Consider the following 17,150-nt stretch of genomic DNA (forward strand, 5'->3'; position numbering starts at 1 on the left):
CGATCCCATCCCGAACTCGGAAGTGAAACGCAGCTGCGCCGATGGTAGTGTGGCTCAAGCCATGCGAGAGTAGGTCATCGCCAGGGTTTATACCCAAAACCCCGCTGCTCACGCAGCGGGGTTTTTCTTTATGCGTTTCAGCAGCCGATGTTTCAGCCGGCGCTGCCGTGTCCCAGGAACGGCTGGATCACTGCCGCGATCTGGGCGGGCGCTTCCATATGCAGGTGATGGTTGCCCGGAAACACGGCCAGGCGCCCGTCGCGCAGGTGCTGCAGTCGCTCGCTGCGCATCGGCTCGGGATAGTACGACTGCGCGGGAGTCGCGTAGATCACCTGCGTAGGGCAGGCGATGGCCTGCAGCAGGTTGTCGATCTGGCCCTCGCTGAGCCGGATGGCGGTGGGCAGCATCAGGCGCGGATCGCTGCACCAGCGATAGCCGCCCTCCACAGGCTCGACCCCGCGCTCGACCAGCAGGCGCGCGCAGCCTTCGCTGAGCTGGTTGGTCATCATCCGCGCGCGGATTGGCGCGGCAAGATCGGGGAAGACCCTAAGCTGCTTGCGCGATAGCGCGCGCGTGGCAGTCACATGCTCACGCAGCCGATGCGCGGTGTCCTCTTCCGGTCCCCGCAGGCCACCCAGCGCTTCGATGGCGACCAGGCGTTCAATGCGGTCACTGACCGCCGCCGTCAGGCTGGCGATGCCCGCACCCATCGAATGGCCAAGCAGGCTGAAGCGCTCCCAGCCCAGCGCGTCGGCCACGTCAAGGACGTGGCAGATCGCGGCAGCGGTGGTGTAGCTGGCGCCGGCCGGGAGATGGGCGCTGTGGCCATGGCCAGGCAGGTCGATGGCCACCAGATCCAGATGGGGCAGATGCGGCGCGAGTGGCACGAAGCTGGCGGCGTTATCCAACCACCCATGCAGGGCCAGCACACGCGGGCCCTCCCCGTGATTGCGCAGGCCGGCCACGCGCGCGCCGCCGACCTCGAGTTCGAACCCCTGCAGGCTCATGCCAGCGAGGCCACGGCCAGCCGTGCCAAGGCACGCGCGTGCTCGGATCCATCGTTGAGGCAGGGGATGTAACGCATCCGTGCGCCGCGTTCGGCGAGGGTTTCAGTGAATCCCATCTCGACTTCTTCCAGCGTTTCCAGGCAGTCGGTGGCAAAGCCGGGACAGACCACGTCGATCTGCTTCACGCCGGCCTCGGCCAGCGCCCACAGGCTGGGTTCGGCATACGGCTGCAACCAGCGCTCGCGCCCGAAACGCGACTGGTAGCCGAGCTGCCACTCGCTCCGTTCCAGGCCCAGCGCATTGGCGATCGCCTGCGCACTGGCTTCGCAGCGCTGCGGATAGGGATCACCGCCATCGGCCAGGCGCTGTGGAATGCCGTGGAAGGAGAACATCAACATCTGGCCACGGCCATGCGCCTGCCAGTAGCGCTGGATGGAGGCTGCCACGGCTGCGACCCAGTCCGGGTCGACCGAGTAGTCCTGTACCAGGCTGACCGTGATGCCCGGATTCCTGCGCTGCCAGGCATCGACACGATCCTCCACCGATGCGGTGGTGGTGGTCGAGTACTGGGGATAGAGCGGCAGCACGACGATGCGCCGCACGCCTTCCGCCGCCAGCCGGTCCAGTTCTGCGGTCAATGCGGGTTCGCCGTAGCGCATCGCATGGCGCACGCGCAGGGTCGGCAGCAGTGCCTGCATGGCCTGCGCCAGCCGCCGGGTATGGACCATCAGCGGCGAGCCCTCGGGCAGCCAGACCTGGGCGTACTTGGCGGCCGAGCGGCCGCTGCGCAATGGCAGGATCAGGCCGCGCAGCAGCGGCTGCCACAGCAGCGCCGGAATCGAGACCACGCGCGGGTCGGACAGGAACTCGGCCAGGTAACGGCGTACGGCGGGGGCCGTCGGCGTCTCGGGCGTGCCTAGGTTGACCGCCAGCACGGCGGTATCGGGTGCGTCGAGCATGGGGCTCATTGTCGCCGATCTGCCGGTGTATCGGGATGCAGGATCTGCATCGCAGGCATAGTCATCTGCGATGGGGGACCGTTGACGCTCATTGCCGATTCATCGCAACACCACTAATTTCAGTCACTTGCTATATCTTCCTATGGACTGACTTCTGGAGCCTGCCATGCGTCGCCCGATCCAAGCCCTGCTGATCGCCGCCAGCCTGCTGTCCAGCCAGGCCATGGCCGGGCCACAGGAAGACCAGCGCGCCCGCAACGCGGTGCGTGTGCTGGCTGAAATCCAGGAAATCCCTGAACAGGGGATTCCCGACAAATTGCTCGACGAAGGCCGCGCGGTCATCGTCATTCCCGACACGATCAAGGCAGGCCTGGTCATTGGTGGCCGCCGTGGCCATGGCCTGATGTCGGTCCGCATGCCGAACGGCGCCTGGTCCAACCCGGTCTTCGTCAAGCTCACCGGCGGCAGCATTGGCTTCCAGGCCGGCGTGCAGTCGTCGGACGTGGTGCTGGTGTTCCGCAACGACCGCAGTCTGGACAACCTGGTCAACGGCAAGTTCACCCTGGGCGCCGATGCCGGTGTGGCGGCCGGTCCGGTCGGCCGCAATGCGGCCGCGGCCACCGACGGCCAGCTCAAGGCCGAAATCTGGTCGTGGTCGCGTGCGCGTGGCCTGTTCGCCGGCGTCGCCCTGGACGGTGCGGTGCTGCAGATCGACGATGCCGCCAACCTTGACGCCTATGGCAGCAACACCACGCCGCGGATGATCTTCGAGGGCCGGGCAGCAGGTGCGCCGTCGATGGATGTGGTCGCCTTCCGCGATCGCCTGGAGGAGGCGACCCATGCCGCGCGCAACAACCGCAGCGGCAATGGTGGCACGGCCTCGCGCCCGGCTCCGGCGCCGACGGTCGCACCCCCGCCTGTTCAGGCACCCCCGGCGGTCCCGGCGGAAGCCACCACCGCGCCCCTGCAGAACGTGCCGCAGAACCCGCCGCCACAGCAGCAAGGCTTCCAGCCGGTCAATGAAGGCGAAATCCGCACGGAGACGCTGGGCGGGAACTGACTTTCGTCACGCGCGCCGGCTAACGGCCGGTGCGCTATGCTCGACAGCCTGATCACTAACGTAACGAGCGTCTTTATGGGCAGTTTCAGCATCTGGCATTGGTTGGTCGTGCTGGCCATCGTCCTGCTGGTGTTCGGCACCAAGCGTCTGACCAGCGGCGCCAAGGACCTCGGTTCGGCGGTCAAGGAATTCAAGAAGGGCATGCGCGACGAGGACAAGCCGAACGCGCAGCTGGGCGATGAGACGCGCAGCCAGGACGCCTCGCGCACCGCGCAGGACGAGCACGACCGCAACGCACGCTGATCCGGAGCGGTCGCGGTGTTTGATATCGGCTTCAGCGAACTGCTGGTCATTGCGGTGGTCGCCCTGGTGGTGCTCGGTCCCGAGCGTCTGCCCAAGGCGGCCCGTTTTGCCGGCCTGTGGGTCCGTCGTGCCCGCAATCAGTGGGACTCGGTGAAACAGGAACTGGAGCGCGAACTGCAGGCCGAAGAGATCAAGCGGCAGATGCAGGACGTGCGGCAGGGCATGCAGGACACCGAGAACCAGTTGCGTGCCAGCGGCGAGGCGATCCGGCGCGAAGCCGCGCAGGCACAGCAGCAGGGTGATGCGCTGGCGCAGGAGACGCGGGCACCGGCGCCGGCGGACCTGCCGCCGCATGTCAGCCAGGCACAGCAGGCTGCACCTCCCACGTCCATGGGCGACGGCACTGCGGCCGATGCCGGCGGGGCGTCCGCTGCATCCGCAGCGGATGTAGACGACACCCGTCCGGTGCCAGCGTCGCAGAGCGAGGAGCGCGGCCGATGAGCGAACAGGATTTCGGCGAGAGCTCGCTGGTTGAACATCTGGTGGAACTCCGCGGCCGCCTGGTGCGTGCGCTGCTGGGCCTGGGCGTGGTGCTGCTGGCACTGCTGCCGTTTACCCAGAAGCTGTACAACGCGCTGGCCGAGCCGCTGGTCTCGCAGCTGCCGAACGGCCAGACGATGATCGCCACCAACCCGGCCGGCGCCTTCTTCGCTCCGTTGAAGCTGACCTTCTTCGTCGCGCTGTTCGTGGCGGTGCCGTGGCTGCTGTACCAGCTGTGGGCCTTCGTCGCGCCGGGACTGTATGCCCGCGAAAAGCGTCTGGCGGTGCCGCTGCTGGTGTCGTCGGTGCTGCTGTTCTACACCGGTTGCGCCTTCGCGTACTTCCTGGTGTTGCCGGCGGTGTTCCACTTCCTCACCACCTTCAGCCCCGATGTGATCGCGATCACTCCGGATGCCAACGCCTACCTGGATTTCGTGCTGGCGATCTTCTTCGCCTTCGGTGGCAGCTTCGAGCTGCCGGTGGCGATGGTGATCCTGGTACTGCTGGGATGGGTGACGCCGCAGCAGTTCAAGGAGGGCCGTGGCTACGCGATCGTGGGCATCTTCGTGGTGGCGGCCGTGCTGACGCCGCCGGACGTGGTCTCGCAGCTGATGCTGGCGATCCCGATGTGCCTGCTGTACGAACTGGGCATCCATGCCGCGCGATGGCTGGTGCCGTCCTCGGTGGTGAAGAAGCCCGCCGCGTGATGCGGCAGCGCCGGGCATGGCCCGGCGCTACCGTTGGGCGTGCTCAGGCGTGGAAGACGTCGTTCGCCGGCGGCGTGGCCGGAACCGGCGGAGCGCCACGGCTGCCACGGTGCACGAACATCTGCTTCCAGGCGGCATACACCGCGCCGACGTACAGCGGCATCACCACGGTGGTCAGCAGCAGCTGTGCGATGAACACGGCCACCATCTGCCCCCCCAGCAGCATCGCGATCTGGATCACGATCACGAACAGGATGTAGCCGCAGAAGGCGGCGATCACGCCGAGCACAGCGAACACCGCCATCGCCGCGATGTTCTCGATGCAGCCCTGCAGGCTCAGGCGCAGCGCGTGCATGCCGCTCTGCTTGTCGAACACCACCAGCGCTGGCTGGGTGAACATCGCCAGGGTCAGGGCGATGGCGGTCACGAACACCAGCAGCATCCACAGTGCGATGCGCGTGGCTGGCAGCTGGGCGACCAGTTCGGCGGCGGCTTCGGGGCTGACCTGCTGGTTGCTGCGGGCGATCTCTTCCATCCGTGCCATGACGTCGCTGAAGGCGGCGAAGCCTTCGCGACCGATCATCAGGTACAGCAGCACGCCCAGCAGCAGGACCACCAGCACCTGGATCGCCAGCGGCACCAGCAGGTGGCTGACGCGGTGGTCACGGATCGGCTGCAGCAGGTGGGTGACCAGACCGGGCCGGCCGTCGTCGATCTCGCCCATGGCGTACAGCATGCCGCCGAACATGATCGGCGAGACGGCCAGGGTCATCAGCTGCACGGCCAGACCGAGCGCGCCGGGCACCAGGGTGGACAGCAGGGTGACCACCCAGCTGACCAGCATCCAGGTCAGGCCGATCCGCGCCAGCTGCAGCGGTGCACGCCGGTACAGGGAGAACGTATCCAGCAACCACTGGGCGCCCGCCGAGGCCGGCAGCTTGCGAATCTCTTTCATGGACATCCGGAGAGGACAGAAGGGGAGCGGGCAGTACCCGCGCCGCCGATTATCCCTGTTTTGCCGCCGGCTGGGCTGAAGACTGCCGTGCCTGGCGGACGAAACGGCGCAGCAGCTGCCGGGCCAGGGGGGCGGCGCTGACCGCGCGCTCGATGCTGCGGGCGCAGCCACCATGGCGGCCGATGCAGTCGGCCCGCGCACGCACGTAGCCGCGCATGTGGTGGGTGGCGAACTCGGGATGGAACTGCACGCCCCACGCCTGCCGGCCCCAGCGGAAGGCATGGCAGCCATCCTGCGGCGAGCGTGCCAGCACGGCGGCCCCCTCGGGGGCACGCAGTACGGTCTGCAGATGGGTCGCGTGCGCCGCGAAATGCTGCGGCAGCCCTTGGAACAGGGGGTCCTGTGCTGCCTGCGGCTGCAGCTCCAGTTCAATGGTGCCCGACTCGCGTCCGGCCGGGTTGTAGGCCACTTCGCCGCCCAGCGCATGCGCCAGCAGCTGGTGCCCGTAGCAGATGCCGAACACCGGCACGTCATCGTGGGCGGCCTGCCGCAGCCACGCCGCGCTGCGCTCGCTCCAGTCGGCGTGGTCGGTGACGAAAGCGGCCGAGCCGGTCACCATCACCCCGGCGAACGCGCGCGGGTCGGGCAGGACGCCGCCGTGTTCGACATCGACCACCACCGTCTCGTGTTCTTCCAGGCCGGCGGCGACGCGGATCCAGTGCGGGAAACGCCCATAACGACGCAGCGAGGGCACTGGACGGCCGGTTTCAAGAATCAGGAAGGGCGCTGGGTTCATCCGGGGGCGGCAGGACAGACAGGACTTCCTCGATTGTAGTCAGCCCCTGCGCCACCTTTTCAAGCCCCGCCTGGCGCAGGGTTCGCAGGCCCTCGGCACGGGCGGCACGGCTGAAACCGGCCAGATCCATGTCGGCGCGGATCTGCGCGCGAAGCCGCGAACCCAATGGCAGCAACTCATACAGGCCGATGCGGCCGAGGAAACCGGTGCGCCGGCACTCCAGGCAACCGACCGGCCGACAGGGCGTGGCGGCATCTGGATATGCGGCATGGCTATCAGCCAGTACCGCCCAATCGGCGGCACCGAGCGTATGCGGCTGCTTGCAGTGCGGGCACAGGGTGCGCACCAGGCGCTGGGCGAGGATGCCGTTGACGGTGGAGGCCAGCAGGTAATGCGGCACGCCCAGGTCGAGCAGGCGGGTGATGGCCGAGGGGGCGTCGTTGGTGTGCAGGGTGGACAGCACCAGATGGCCCGTCAGCGACGCCTGTACCGCCATCTGCGCGGTTTCCAGGTCGCGGATCTCGCCGATCATGATGATGTCCGGATCCTGCCGCAGCAGGGTACGTACGCCGCTGGCGAAGTCCAGGTCGATGTTGGTCTGCACCTGCATCTGGTTGAACTCCGGCGCGATCATCTCGATCGGATCCTCCACCGTGCACACGTTCACGTCCGGGGTGGCCAGGCGCTTGAGCGTGGAGTACAGGGTGGTGGTCTTGCCGGAGCCGGTCGGGCCGGTCACCAGCACGATGCCGTGCGGACGCTCGACCAGGGCGTTCCAGCCGGCAGCCTCCTGCGGGCTGAAACCCAGCTGGTCGATGCTCTTGAACGCCGCATCCGGGTCGAAGATGCGCATCACGCACTTCTCGCCGAACGCTGTGGGCATGGTCGACAGGCGCATTTCCACCTCGCGCCCACCCGGTGACCGGGTCTTGATGCGGCCATCCTGCGGCCGGCGACGCTCGGCCAGGTCCATGCGGCCCAGCACCTTGATGCGGCTGACCACGGCGGTCATCACCGCCGGTGGCACCTCGAACACCTTGTGCAGCACGCCATCGATGCGGAACCGCATGCGGCCCATCTCGCGGCGCGGTTCCAGGTGGATGTCCGACGCACGCTGCTCATAGGCGTACTGCAGCAGCCAGTCGACGATGTGCACGATGTGCTGGTCGTCGGCATTGACGTCGCCGGTGCGGCCGAGCTCGACCAGCTGCTCGAAGCTGGGCAGGGCGGTGTTCACCTCGCCGCGCACGTCGCCGCGCGCGCCACGCACCGAGCGCGTGACGCCGTAGAACTCCATGGTGTAGCGGTGCAGGTCCAGCGGATTGACCACGGCCAGCTCGATGCGGCGGCGGGTCAGGTGCTGCAGGTCGCGGCGCCATTCCTGTACCAGCGGTTCGCTGGTGGCCACCAGCACGCGTTCGGCGTCCACCGCCAGTGGCAGGAAGCGATGGCGGCGCGCATAGGCGTGCGAAACCAGGGCCGTGACCGCCGCCACATCGACGCGGGTCGGGTCGATGCGCAGGTAGCGGGTGCCGGTGCGCCGCGCCAGCCACTCGGTGAGGCGTTCCAGGGTCAGTTCGCCGCCGTCGCTGGCGGCAAGCTTGAGGTTGGACAGCAGTACCAGCGGATGGACTTCACTGGCGTTGCGGGCGCCCTGCGCGGAAAACCGCACGCGCTCGCGGTCCTGCCCGGCCACCAGGCCATCGGCCAGCAGTGCGGCCGAGACCTGTTCAAACAGCAGGCGGCCCCACGGCAGCGGTACCGCGCCGGGCTCGCCGGGCGTGCCCGCCGGCAGCCGATGTTCCATCTGCCTGCTCCTCCCGGGTACGGAATGCCCCGCAGGTCGGCCGTTATACTAGCGCACCCCCTTGCCGGCCAAGAATCGTCCGCATGTCCGCGACCCCGACCGTTCCGATCACCTTCCAGGGCCTGATCCAGACCCTGAACCAGTTCTGGGCCCAGCAGGGCTGCGTGCTCATCCAGCCGCTCGACCTGGAGGTGGGCGCCGGTACGTTCCACCCGGCGACCTTCCTGCGTGCGATCGGTCCGGAAGGCTGGAACGCGGCCTACGTGCAGCCCTCGCGCCGTCCCACCGACGGCCGTTACGGCGAGAACCCGAACCGCCTGCAGCGCTATTACCAGTACCAGGTGGCGATGAAGCCGGCGCCGGACAACATCCAGCAGCTGTACCTGGATTCGCTGCAGGCGCTGGGCATCGACCCGCTGGTGCACGACCTGCGCTTCGTCGAGGACAACTGGGAGTCGCCGACCCTGGGTGCCTGGGGCCTGGGCTGGGAGGTCTGGCTCAACGGCATGGAAGTGACCCAGTTCACCTACTTCCAGCAGGCCGGTGGCCTGGAGTGCCGCCCGGTGCTGGGCGAGATCACCTACGGTCTCGAGCGCCTGTGCATGTACCTGCAGAACTGCGACAACGTCTACGACCTGGTGTGGACCTACGGGCCGGACGGACAGCCGGTGACCTACGGTGACGTCTATCACCAGAACGAGGTGGAGCAGAGCACCTACAACTTCGAGCATGCCGACGTGGAAGAAATGTTCCACCGCTTCGACGCCTGCGAGCGCGAGGCGCAGAAGCTGGTCGAAGTGGGCCTGCCGCTGCCGGCCTACGAGCAGGTGATGAAGGCCAGCCACACGTTCAACCTGCTGGATGCGCGCCGCGCCATCAGCGTGACCGAACGCCAACGCTACATCCTGCGCGTGCGTGCGCTGGCCCAGGCGGTGGCCCGGGCCTATTACGAGCAGCGCGAGAAGCTGGGCTTCCCGGGCGCGAAGAAAGCCTGACGGCCGCTCTCCACCCTGCTTTTCATCACACCCCGGGGCGCCGGACGCGTTGCGCGCTGCGCCCCCCACCACAGGATCGAACCGATGAGCCAATTGTCCCCCCTGCTGATCGAACTGGGCACCGAGGAGTTGCCGGTCAAGGCGCTGCCGGGCCTGGCCCAGGCGTTTTTCGACGGTGTTGTCGAAGGCCTGCGCAAGCGCGGCATTGCCCTGGACACGGGCGATGCACGTCCGCTGTCCACCCCGCGCCGGTTGGCCGTGCTGCTGCCGGGCGTCGGCCTGGAACAGCCGGAGCAGCACAGCGAAGTGCTGGGCCCGTACCTGAACATCGCGCTGGATGCCGAAGGCCAGCCGACCAAGGCATTGCAGGGCTTCGCCGCCAAGGCCGGCATCGACTGGACCGCGCTGGAGAAGACCACCGACAACAAGGGTGAGCGTTTCGTGCATCGCGCGGTGACGCCGGGCGCGAGCACCGCCGATCTGCTGCCCGAGATCCTGCGCGAGGCCATCGCCGCCATGCCGATCCCCAAGCCGATGCGCTGGGGCGACCACCCGTGGGGCTTCGCGCGGCCGGTGCATTGGCTGGTGCTGCTGCACGGCAAGGACGTGGTCGCGGCCGAGTTGTTCGGCCTCAAGGCCGACCGCATGAGCCGTGGCCATCGCTTCCACCATGACAAGACCGTGTGGCTGACCCAGCCGCAGGACTACGTCGAATCGCTGCGCGCGGCCCATGTGCTGGTCGACCCGGCCGAGCGCCGCGCGCGCATCGTCGCCGAGGTCGAAGCCGCCGCCGGCAAGGCTGGCGGCAGTGCGCGCATCACCGAGGACAACCTTGAGCAGGTGGTGAACCTGGTCGAGTGGCCCTCGGCAGTGCTGTGCAGCTTCGAGCGCGCCTTCCTGGCCGTGCCGCAGGAAGCGTTGATCGAAACGATGGAGATCAACCAGAAGTTCTTCCCGGTGCTGGATGACGCGGGCACGCTGACCGAGCAGTTCATCGGCATCGCCAACATCGAGTCGAAGGATGTGGCCGAAGTGGCCAAGGGCTACGAACGCGTGATCCGCCCGCGCTTCGCCGATGCCAAGTTCTTCTTCGATGAAGACCTGAAGCAGGGGCTGGCCGCGATGGGCGAGGGCCTGAAGACCGTGACCTACCAGGCCAAGCTGGGCAGCGTGGCGGACAAGGTCGCGCGCGTGGCGGCGCTGGCCGAAGCGGTTGCCGTGCAGGTGGGTGCCGATCCGGTGCAGGCCCGCCGCAGCGCGGAGCTGGCCAAGAACGACCTGCAGTCGCGCATGGTCAACGAGTTCCCGGAACTGCAGGGCATCGCCGGCCGCCATTACGCGGTGGCGGGCGGAGAATCGCCGGACGTGGCGCTGGCCCTCGACGAGGCGTACCAGCCGCGCTTCGGTGGCGATGACATCGCGCTGTCGCCGCTGGGCAAGGTGCTGGCCATCGCCGAGCGTGTGGACACACTGGCAGGCGGGTTCGCGGCGGGCCTGAAGCCGACCGGCAACAAGGATCCCTTTGCCCTGCGCCGCAACGCACTGGGCCTGGCCCGTACGATCATCGAGAGTGGCTTCGAGCTGGACCTGCGCGCGCTGCTGGCCAGCGCCAACCAGGGCCTGGCTGCGCGTGGCGTGCAGGCCGATGTGGGTGAGCTGTACGACTTCATCCTGGATCGCCTGAAGGGCTATTACGCCGACAAGGGCGTGCCGGCCACCCACTTCAACGCGGTCGCCGAACTGAAGCCGGCGTCGCTGTACGACTTCGATCGCCGCCTCGACGCGATCGGCACGTTTGCAGCGCTGCCCGAGGCCGAGGCCCTGGCCGCCGCGAACAAGCGCATCCGCAACATCCTCCGTAAGGCTGAAGGCGACATTCCGGGCCAGATCGACCCGTCGCTGCTGCAGGAGGAGGCCGAGCGCGCGCTGGCCGAAGCCGTCACCGCCGCCATCGACGACACGGGCGCCAGCCTGCATCAGAAGGACTACGTGGCCGTGCTGGCCCGCCTGGCCCGCCTGCGCCCGCAGGTCGATGCATTCTTCGATGGTGTGATGGTCAATGCCGAAGACCCCGCACTGCGCGGCAATCGCCTGGCGCTGCTGACCCTGCTGGGCGAGCGACTGGGCAAGGTCGCCGCGATCGAGCATCTGTCGAGCTGAGTGGTCGTGCCGGGGCGCGCCCGGCGAGTGCGCGGTGTGGTACCGGAAGGAGCCACCGGGCATGGCCCGGCGTTACCGACATCATGCGGATGATGTCGGTAACGCGTATTTTGACCGCCACTTAACAACCGATGCCTGAAGGCGTGATGCATTTCGCATCGTCACGTTGGGTCGGTATGCTGTGCCGCATGCAGCCAAAGAAATACGCCCTGCCGCTGATGGTCCTGTCGCTGGTCGCCACCCCCGTGGCCCACGCGCGCGGCACCATCGACAAGGTGGACATCAAGGGATTGGACAAGGGCGACGACGCCGCGATCATCGAGAACATCCAGGAATCGCTCACGCTGTACGACACGATCGGCAAGGAGCAGGGTGAATCGCGGCTGGAGTACCTGCTGTCACAGGCCGAGCGGCAGACCCGGCAGGCGTTGGAGCCGTTCGGGTACTACAACCCGGTGATCACGGTGGAGGCGCCGCGCCAGGACGAGCATGTGCAGGTGCTGATCCACGTCGACAAGGGCACGCCGGTGACGGTGCGGCGCGAGCACATCGACATCACCGGCCCGGCCATGTACGACCAGTACCTGCAGGATGACCTGACCGCCTTCAAGCCGCGCAAGGGCCAGCGTTTCGAACATACCCAGTACGAAGCCAGCAAGATCACCATCACCCGCCGCCTGGCCGAGCGTGGCTACTTCGATGCCGATTACACCCAGCGCCAGGTACAGATCACCCGTGCCGACAACGCCGCGGACATCGACCTGACCTGGGACAGCGGCCGCCGCTACAACATGGGCCCGGTCCGGTTCGAGCAGGATTACTTCGTCGACAAGCTGTTCGATCCGCTGGTGTACTGGGAACAGGGCAGCTATTACCACGAAGGCAAGCTGGACCGGCTGCGCGAGTCGCTGACCAAGCTCGACTACTTCAGCGTGATCGACATCCAGCCGCGGCCGGACCAGGCCGACGACAATGGTGAGGTGCCGGTCGACGTCAAGCTGACCCGTGCCAAGCGCACGATCTACACCGCGGGCCTGAGCTACGGCAGCGAGAGTGGTCCCGGTGTACGCGGCGGTGTCGAGCGGCGGTTCCTCAACAACCGCGGCCACAAGATGAACACCCAGCTGGACTATGCGCAGAAGCGCAAGAGCCTGGTGACCAGCTACCGGATTCCCGCGTTCGCCTGGCTTGATGGCTGGTATACCTTCGCCGCCAGCGCCTACGACGAGCAGACCGACTACATCGACCTGCGCAACTTCAAGCTGATCGCCAGCCGCAGCGGCGAGATCAACGAATACTGGACCGCGATCGCGTCGGTCAACGCGCTGCGCGAGCGCTGGCGCTATGCATCGGGTACCGAGTTCACCGACGCGGTCTACAACACCTCCACGCTGGTCTATCCGCAGCTGGTGGCCGACTACGTCAATGTTGATGACGAGATGTTCCCGCGCAAAGGCATCAGCGGCACGGCCACCGTGCGCGCGGGCGTTGAAGGCGCCGGCTCCGATACCAGCTTCGTGCAGGCCAATGCCGTGCTTCGCTGGTACGTTCCGGTGGGCGAAAGCAACCGCCTGATCCTGCGTGGCGAGGGGGGCACCACCTGGACCAGCGATCTGGTGGCGATGCCACCCAGCCTGCGCTACTTCGCTGGCGGTGACCGCAGCATCCGTGGCTATGCCTACCGCGAGGTGGGCCCGCGCACGCCCGCGCCGGACAAGTACGCGCTGGGTGCCAAGAACCTGGTGATCGGCTCGGCCGAGTACGAGCACTACTTCAACGGTGGCCCCTGGGGTGCGGCGGTATTCGTCGATACCGGCAGTGCCTTCGACAACACCATCGACCTGCATACCGGTGTGGGCTTCGGCGTGCGCTGGAAGTCGCCGGTGGGCCCGGTGCGCATCGACGTGGCCCACGGCCTGAACAACCCGGATTCGCAGTTCCAGCTGTATCTGAACATCGGAGCGGACCTGTGAGCACGCCCGCACAGACCCCGGGAACACCGCCGCCGCGCGTGCGCTTCTATCGCCGCCGCCGCTTCTGGGCATGGTCTGGCGTGGGCGTGCTGGGCCTGGTCCTGCTCGGCCTGCTGCTGCTGTACTGGCTGCTGCAGACCGTGGCCGGCCGTGACGTGCTGCTGGCGCAGGTGGTCGCGCGCCTGCCGGTGGGTGCCAGCTTCACCTGGGACAAGGTGGACGGACCGGTGGCCGGCCCGCTGACGCTCTACAACGTCGACTTCCGCTATGACGACATCCACTTCCATGCCGAGCGCGCGTACCTGGAGCCGGACCTGCGCCCGCTGCTGGGCCGCAAACTGCTGCTCGACAGGCTGGAACTGACCAATGCCTCGCTGAACCTGGCCAAGAGCGAGGAGCCGTTCAAGCTGCCGTCGTGGCCGGACTCGCTGCCGCAGATCGAGATGCCGCTGGCCATCCAGGCCGACGCCATCGCCATCGACGGTTTCCGGGTGACCCAGGCCGGTGAACCGGTGATTGACATCAGCCGCGTGCGCGGCGGCGTGGAAATCGCCAGCGGCGAATTCCAGGCGCGCGCGCTGGTCGTGGACAGCGATATGGGCAACTTCACCGCCCAGGGCCGCTACATCCCGGCCAAGGACTACGACACCGACGTGACCGTCACCGCGGTGCTGCCGGCGCCGCGTGGGCGCACGGCCGCCACGCTCGGCCTGGTTGCACGGGGCAATCTGGCGCACATGGAAGTGGCCGTGGCCGGGCGCGCGCCCAAACCGCTGCATGCGATGCTGGTGTTTGACGGGCGGACCGATCCGAGCTGGAGCGCGACCGTGCGCAGCGACGAACTGGACCCGGCTCTGCTGTCGCCAGCGCTCGCGGGTTCGGCCATCGCGCCACTCGCGCTGGATTTCAGCGCCACCGGCAAGGGCGGCAACGCCCAGCTGCGCGGCACGGTGAAGCAGGGCGAGCAGGCGCTGGAGCTGGCGCCCTCGGTCATCTCGCTGCAGGACCAGGTGCTGAAGGTCTCGCCGCTGGTGGTGAAGGGACTGGGGGGCGAGGCACGCCTGGAAGGTACCGCTGATTTCAGCCAGGAAGACCAGCAGAAACTCGATTTCTCGGTCATCGCCCATGATCTGACCTGGGTGCCGGCGGAGGATCCGAACACCGCCGGTGGTCCGCCCGTACCGGTGACACTGAAGGAAGCCCGCTTCGGCCTGGCAGGGACGTTGAAGGCATGGGCTGCGATCGGTCGTGCCGACGTGGAGCGTGAGCAGCAGAAGGCGCAGCTGCGCTTCGACGTACGCGGCAACGACCAGGCGGCCTCGATCCGCGAGCTGCAGGCGCAGACGCCCGGCGGGCAGTTGCAGGTGGAGGGCCAGGTGGCATGGGCCCCGCAGCTGGACTGGGATGCCAAGGCCACATTGAAGGACTTCGATCCGGGCTATTTCGTGCCTGGATGGAATGGCCGGCTGTCGGGCAATTTGGCGTCCAAGGGCCGCCAGCTGCCGCCGCCGGCAAATGCCCCGCCGGGTACTGCCGGCACGCTGGAAGCCACGGTCGATCTGCCGTCGCTGAAGGGCGTGCTGCGTCAGCGCAATCTCGATGCGCAGGGCAAGTTCGCGCTGCAGGGCGAACAGGCCCAGGGCGAGCTGAAGCTGGCCGTCGGCAGCAGCCGGGTCACCGCCTCGGGCAAGGTGGGCGACCGCCTGGACATCGACGCACGTTTCGAACCGCTGCAGCTAAGCGACCTGCTGCCTGGCGCCGATGGCGGCCTGCGCGGGCAGGTACAGGTGACCGGGCCGCGTGACGCACCGGACATCACCGCCGACCTGGTCGGCAACAACCTCAACTGGGATGGCTATGGCGCCGAGAGCCTGAGCATCAAGGGGCGACTGCCGTGGCGTGGCGACAGCGGCACGCTGGCCGTGCAGGGACAGCAGGTCAACGCCGGCATGCTGCTGGAACGGTTGAACATCGATGCGCAGGGCAGCGTGTCGAACCTGCGCCTGGCGGCACAGACCCGCAACGAACTGGGCGCGATCGACCTGCAGGGCAGCCTGCGCCAGCAGGGCCAGCAATGGCGGGGCGAACTGGCTTCGCTGCGTATCGCACCGGTGAAGGGCGATGCCTGGGCGCTGCGCGCGCCGGCCGCCTTCGCCATCAACAATGGCAGCTACACGCTGGCCGAGGCCTGCCTGGCTGCCGCCAGCAGCGGGGCGCTCTGTGCGCTGGCGAACTGGCCGCGCGAGGGCCTGGTGGTGCGCGGCGATGCGTTGCCGCTGGCACTGGTGCAGCCGTGGCTGCCGCCGCAGTCCGGACGTCGCATCTACCTGCGCGGCGAGCTCGGTCTGGATGCGCAGATCCGGCCGCGCGGCAATGCGTGGGAAGGACACGTCGAAGTGCGTTCGCTGGAGGGCGGGGTGCGCCTGGGCGAGAACCGCAACGTCGGTGGCGACAGCACCCGGGGCGAACTGGTGCGTTATGACCAGTTCTCGCTGAAGCTGGACATGACCCCGGCCAGCATCAAGGGCTATCTGGGCATGGGCTTCCAGGGCAACGGCTTCGTCGATGCCAGGATGCAGACCGGCTGGGAAGCCAGCGCGCCGTTGAACGGTGAGCTCTACCTCAACATGTCACGGCTGTACTGGCTGGAGCTGTTCTCGCCGGACATCGTGCGCCCGACCGGCCTGATCGAGGGCCACGTGAGCCTGCGCGGTACCCGTGGCCAGCCATCGCTGGGCGGCGACGCGCAGCTGAGCAATTTCAAGGGCGAATTCCCCGCGCTGGGGCTGACGTTCGACCAGGGCAAGGGTAGCTTCGTCGCCCAGCCCGACGGCTCGGCCAAGATCACCGCGCAGGCCAACTCGGGCCAGGGCACGCTGTATGTCGATGGCGGCCTGTCCTGGTTCGGTGATGCGCAGCCGCTGCAACTGAAGATCCACGGCGAGAACGTGCTGCTGTCCAATACCAGCGAACTGCGCATCGTCGCCAACCCCAATCTGGACTTCACCCTGGCCAAGGCCGCGATGGAGCTGCGTGGCACCGTGCATGTGCCGGAGGCGGACATCGATCTTGAGCGGCTGGATCGCGGGACGTCGGTTTCCGAGGACGTGGTGGTGCTGGACCCGGCCGATCCGGAGGAATCGCGCACCTCGCCGCTGGACATGGACCTGACCGTCAGCCTGGGCGACAAGGTGAAGATGACCGGCTTCGGCCTGAAGGGTGCACTGACCGGCAAGATGCAGGTCTGGGCCAAGCCCGGTCGCGAAATGACCGCCAATGGCGGGCTGGAGGTCAGTGGCCGCTACAAGGCCTATGGCCAGGACCTGACCATCACCCGCGGCAACCTCAACTGGAACTACAACGCCGTATCCGACCCGCGCATCAACATCCGTGCCGAGCGCCGGATCGGTGATGTCACCGCTGGCATCGACGTGACCGGCCGTGCACAGCAGCCGCGTGCGGACGTGTGGTCCGACCCGGCGATGTCGCAGTCCGAAGCGCTGGCCTATCTGGTGCTGGGCCGCAGCCTCACCGGTGCCAGCAGCGACCAGGCCCAGCAGGTCAATGCAGCCTCGGCCGCACTGTCGGCCGGCAGCGGCCTGCTGGCGTCGCAGCTGGGGGCCAAGCTGGGCCTGGACGATGCGGGCGTGAGCCAGTCGCGCGCGCTGGGCGGATCGGTGATCGGCGTGGGCAAGTACATCTCGCCCAAGCTGTATGTGGGCTATGGCGTATCGCTGGTCGGCGCCGGTTCGGTGATCACCCTGAAGTATCTGCTGCGCCGCGGTTTCGACGTGGAAGTGGAGTCGAGCACGGTGGAAAACCGCGGCTCGATCAACTGGCGGCGGGAGAAGTAACCCGCCGCCATCGACCGGTAGCGCCGGGCCGCGC

At 67.7% G+C, this 17,150-nt stretch carries 13 protein-coding genes and 1 rRNA gene; 9 read left to right on the top strand and 5 right to left on the bottom strand.

Annotated features, from left to right (window positions below):
* Positions 1-86 (top strand): 5S ribosomal RNA (rrf, locus tag IMX13_RS15635); the annotation flags it as partial.
* A gap of 66 nt (positions 87-152) precedes the next feature.
* On the opposite strand, the gene IMX13_RS15640 is transcribed toward rrf, so the two are convergent.
* Positions 153-1,007: an alpha/beta hydrolase gene (locus IMX13_RS15640; protein ID WP_193396704.1), complete on the bottom strand. Its 855-nt coding sequence runs from the start codon at positions 1,005-1,007 to the stop codon at positions 153-155.
* Positions 1,004-1,966 (bottom strand): ferrochelatase, encoded by a 963-nt coding sequence (gene hemH, locus IMX13_RS15645; protein WP_164150559.1) that lies wholly within the window; start codon positions 1,964-1,966, stop codon positions 1,004-1,006. Before hemH ends, IMX13_RS15640 begins: the two co-directional genes overlap by 4 nt.
* 166 nt (positions 1,967-2,132) lie before the next feature.
* Between hemH and IMX13_RS15650 the strand changes: the two genes are divergently transcribed.
* From IMX13_RS15650 to tatC, 4 genes are all read left to right on the top strand, one after another.
* Complete coding sequence (locus IMX13_RS15650) at positions 2,133-3,026, top strand: YSC84-related protein (RefSeq protein WP_193396706.1); 894 nt, start codon at positions 2,133-2,135, stop codon at positions 3,024-3,026.
* Between the two features lie 75 nt (positions 3,027-3,101).
* A complete protein-coding gene (gene tatA / locus IMX13_RS15655; protein WP_053517682.1) occupies positions 3,102-3,329 on the top strand; it encodes a Sec-independent protein translocase subunit TatA in 228 nt (75 codons plus the stop codon).
* Between the two features lie 15 nt (positions 3,330-3,344).
* Entirely contained in the window at positions 3,345-3,830 is a 486-nt protein-coding gene (gene tatB / locus IMX13_RS15660) for a Sec-independent protein translocase protein TatB (RefSeq protein WP_319637196.1), read from the top strand.
* Complete coding sequence (gene tatC, locus IMX13_RS15665) at positions 3,827-4,576, top strand: twin-arginine translocase subunit TatC (RefSeq protein WP_010482410.1); 750 nt, start codon at positions 3,827-3,829, stop codon at positions 4,574-4,576. Before tatB ends, tatC begins: the two co-directional genes overlap by 4 nt.
* Positions 4,577-4,619: 43 nt before the next feature.
* Here tatC and IMX13_RS15670 read toward each other — a convergent pair whose 3' ends face one another.
* From IMX13_RS15670 to IMX13_RS15680, 3 genes are read right to left on the bottom strand one after another with little or no spacing between them, the layout of a single operon-like run.
* On the bottom strand, positions 4,620-5,531 hold the full coding sequence (locus IMX13_RS15670) for a BPSS1780 family membrane protein (protein WP_053517685.1): 912 nt from the start codon (positions 5,529-5,531) through the stop codon (positions 4,620-4,622).
* A gap of 49 nt (positions 5,532-5,580) precedes the next feature.
* Positions 5,581-6,327 carry a glutamine amidotransferase gene (locus IMX13_RS15675; RefSeq protein WP_053517686.1) on the bottom strand — a complete coding sequence of 249 codons (747 nt, stop codon included), beginning with the start codon at positions 6,325-6,327 and terminating at the stop codon, positions 5,581-5,583.
* Positions 6,299-8,134 (bottom strand): GspE/PulE family protein, encoded by a 1,836-nt coding sequence (locus tag IMX13_RS15680; protein WP_053517687.1) that lies wholly within the window; start codon positions 8,132-8,134, stop codon positions 6,299-6,301. The genes IMX13_RS15675 and IMX13_RS15680 overlap by 29 nt, the downstream gene beginning before the upstream one ends.
* Positions 8,135-8,217: 83 nt before the next feature.
* Between IMX13_RS15680 and glyQ the strand changes: the two genes are divergently transcribed.
* The 4 genes from glyQ (at position 8,218) to IMX13_RS15700 (ending at position 17,116) form a co-directional block, all read left to right on the top strand.
* Complete coding sequence (gene glyQ / locus IMX13_RS15685) at positions 8,218-9,129, top strand: glycine--tRNA ligase subunit alpha (protein WP_053517689.1); 912 nt, start codon at positions 8,218-8,220, stop codon at positions 9,127-9,129.
* 84 nt (positions 9,130-9,213) lie between these two features.
* Positions 9,214-11,289, top strand: a complete 2,076-nt coding sequence (gene glyS, locus IMX13_RS15690; RefSeq protein ID WP_111187174.1) for a glycine--tRNA ligase subunit beta — start codon at positions 9,214-9,216, stop codon at positions 11,287-11,289.
* A 176-nt stretch (positions 11,290-11,465) separates the two neighbouring features.
* Complete coding sequence (locus tag IMX13_RS15695; RefSeq protein WP_053517726.1) at positions 11,466-13,262, top strand: autotransporter assembly complex family protein; 1,797 nt, start codon at positions 11,466-11,468, stop codon at positions 13,260-13,262.
* On the top strand, positions 13,259-17,116 hold the full coding sequence (locus tag IMX13_RS15700) for a translocation/assembly module TamB domain-containing protein (protein ID WP_193396707.1): 3,858 nt from the start codon (positions 13,259-13,261) through the stop codon (positions 17,114-17,116). Before IMX13_RS15695 ends, IMX13_RS15700 begins: the two co-directional genes overlap by 4 nt.
* The last annotated feature ends 34 nt before the right edge of the window (positions 17,117-17,150 follow it).

The sequence above is a fragment of the Stenotrophomonas sp. B2 genome, from assembly GCF_014947095.1.
Lineage (GTDB): Bacteria > Pseudomonadota > Gammaproteobacteria > Xanthomonadales > Xanthomonadaceae > Stenotrophomonas > Stenotrophomonas maltophilia_P.